The following is a 2583-nucleotide window of genomic DNA, read 5'->3' as shown; positions in this document are numbered from 1 at the left end:
CAAGTACCCCATACGCGTGGAGATAATGATGTGGCTTTGACGTGCAGTGATATGCCTGTTCGACAAATCGAACCCATATCCGTGGCCCGCGTCTGATCGTTCGGTCGGGCCCTTCGCTGCGCTCAGAGCTTGCGAATTTTCGATTTGAGAAACAATTTCCTGTCATGCTTGCCGGGAGCGCAGCCCCCCTGACCCTAAATCCGTGAGTTAGGAGTTGCACTAAGCGAGGAAGTCATTGGAATCGCTTGGCAATGGCCAATCCAATGAAGCGCAAGGGTGGCACCCAACGGGTGCTGCACGGGGCGGTTGAAGTATCGTCGGACGAGGCGGTGATCGCCGAGACGTTCGCCGGGCGGGTTCACGTGGAATGGGATGAGGCAGCGGCGGTGACGCCGCTGGGTCAGTTGCCGTTCTTCGTGGAGTTTTTGAAGCAGGCTGGGCTGTTCGATGCCTGGGTGGCGGGCAGTCCGTTGCGGTTCACCAGCCCGAATGCGCCGCCGAAGCGGGATGTGCTGGGGACGGCGCTGCTGGGAGTGCTGGCAGGGTGCTGGCGTTACGCGCATCTGACGGCTCTGCGCGGGGATGCGGTCAATCCGCAGCTTCTGGGGATGGGCCGTGTGGTGAGCGAGGATGCGGTGCGGCGCGGCCTGAAGTCGATCGCGCCGTCGGCGGGCGAGGAGTGGATGTGCGAGCATCTGCTGCATTGCGTGCGGCCGCTGCTGGGCGAGCCGTGGATCCTGGATGTCGATACGACGGTGAAGCCGCTGTACGGCCATCAGGAGGGGGCGGAAGTCGGCTACAATCCGCACAAGCCCGGGCGTCCGTCGCACAGCCTGCATACCTACGTGATGGCCAACCTGCGCCTTGTGCTGGATGTGGAGGTTCGCAGCGGCAAGCAGCACGCCTCGCGGCATTCGCAAGGCGGGCTGTGGCGTCTGCTGGAGGCGCTGCCGCGGGCGCTGTGGCCACGCCTGGTGCGGGGCGACAGCAATTGGGGCACTGACCTGGTGATGCGGCGCTGCGAGGCGGAGGGCCTGGCGTATCTGCTGCGGCTGCGGCTGACGGCGAACGTCAGGCGGGCGCTGGATCGGGCGATGTCGGAGGTGGGCTGGACGCAGGCGGGGCAAGGCTGGCAGGGCAAGGAGGCGTGGCTCGAGCTGCACGGCTGGGGCCGGGCGCGGCGGGTGATCCTGCTGCGCCGGCGGCTCAAGGGAGCGGTCTCGACGGTTCGCCATGCCCGCGGGCAGCTGGCGCTGGGGTTCGCCACGGTCGAGGCCGACGAGGCGGTGTGGGAGCACGGCGCCCTGGTGACCTCGCTGAGCGAGGAGATCCTGAGCTTCGGCCAGCTCTATCGCGATCGCGCCGACTGCGAGAACATCTACGACGAGATGAAGAACCAGTGGGGCTGGGGCGGTTTCACGACGCAGGACCTGGCCCGCTGCCGGCTGATGGCCCGCATCGTGGCGCTCGCCTACAACTGGTGGACCCTGTTCACCCGTCTGGCCGAGCCTGACCGGCATCGCGAGGCGATCACCGCACGGCCGTTGATGATGCATGCCATCGCCCGCCGCACCGAGCATGCCGGCCGCACCACCCTCACCATCACCAGCACGCACGGCGACCACAAGCTGGCGGAGCGCGCCTATCGCCGTATCGCACGCTTCTTCGCCAGCATCCGCCCAACTGCGGAGCAGTTGACGCCGCTGCAGCGCCTCTATCGCATCCTCAGCGAGGCGATGCGCCATTTCCTCAACGGCCGGCAACTCCGCGCCCCACCTGCCCCACTCGCGGCATGACACCTATCGGTCGAAAATCTACCAAACGCCTGCTTCCTTCAAGCAGGCGCAACTCCCGTTTCTAGGGTCATGGTTACCACCGATCCCGAAACGCGATTTCGGCAAACGGCGGCGCGCGGCAATCCCAAGAATGCGCTCGCCTTGCTCGGCCGACTCGTTTCCGAGGACGCATGGAAGAAGGCGGCCAAAGGCCAGCGCCGCTCGTGCAAGATCACGAAGAAGAAATAGAGGACATGACGATGACTCTCGACATCAACCGCACCGATCTGACCGTGGGTGTGGTCGGCACCGGCGCCATGGGGCGCGGGATCGCGCAAGTGACGGCGCAGGGTGGCATGAAAGCCGTCATGTTCGACGCTGCGGCCGGTGGGGCGGCCAAGGCGAAGGCAGGTATCATCGAGATCCTGAAGGGTCTGGTGACGAAGGGACGGCTGACCGACACCGACCTGGCGAAGACGGAAGCGAACCTCGGTGTCGCCGAGACGCTTCAGGATCTGAAGGGCTGCCACGTCATCGTCGAGGCAGTGTTCGAGAATCTCGAGGTCAAGCAGAAGCTGTTCGGAGAGCTCGAGGCCGTCGTGGCGCCCGACTGCATCCTCGCCTCGAACACGTCCTCGATCCGCATCGCCTCGATCGCGCGCTCGCTGAAGCACCGCGAGCGGGTCTGCGGCATGCATTACTTCAACCCCGTGCCGCTGATGAAGCTGGTCGAGGTGATCCGCGCGGCCGACACCGCGCAATGGGTCGTCGATGCCATGGTGGCGCTCGGCAAGCGCCAGACCCGCGT

Annotated in this window: 3 protein-coding genes; all 3 read left to right on the top strand. The window is 65.6% G+C overall.

The window, feature by feature from the left end; all coding sequences use genetic code 11:
- The first annotated feature begins 251 nt into the window (after positions 1-251).
- Positions 252-1796 carry a transposase gene (locus VNS22_RS04965; protein WP_325730209.1) on the top strand — a complete coding sequence of 515 codons (1545 nt, stop codon included), beginning with the start codon at positions 252-254 and terminating at the stop codon, positions 1794-1796.
- A 69-nt stretch (positions 1797-1865) separates the two neighbouring features.
- Positions 1866-2024 (top strand): hypothetical protein, encoded by a 159-nt coding sequence (locus VNS22_RS04960; RefSeq protein ID WP_325730207.1) that lies wholly within the window; start codon positions 1866-1868, stop codon positions 2022-2024.
- Between the two features lie 11 nt (positions 2025-2035).
- Positions 2036-2583: 3-hydroxyacyl-CoA dehydrogenase family protein (locus tag VNS22_RS04955; RefSeq protein ID WP_325730205.1), on the top strand; the 548-nt coding region annotated here is incomplete at its 3' end.

It is taken from the genome of Geminicoccus sp., from assembly GCF_035556675.1.
In the GTDB taxonomy this organism is placed as follows: Bacteria; Pseudomonadota; Alphaproteobacteria; order Geminicoccales; family Geminicoccaceae; genus Geminicoccus.
The sequence above is the reverse complement of the archived record's forward strand: the minus strand, read 5'-3'. Positions and strand labels throughout refer to the sequence as shown.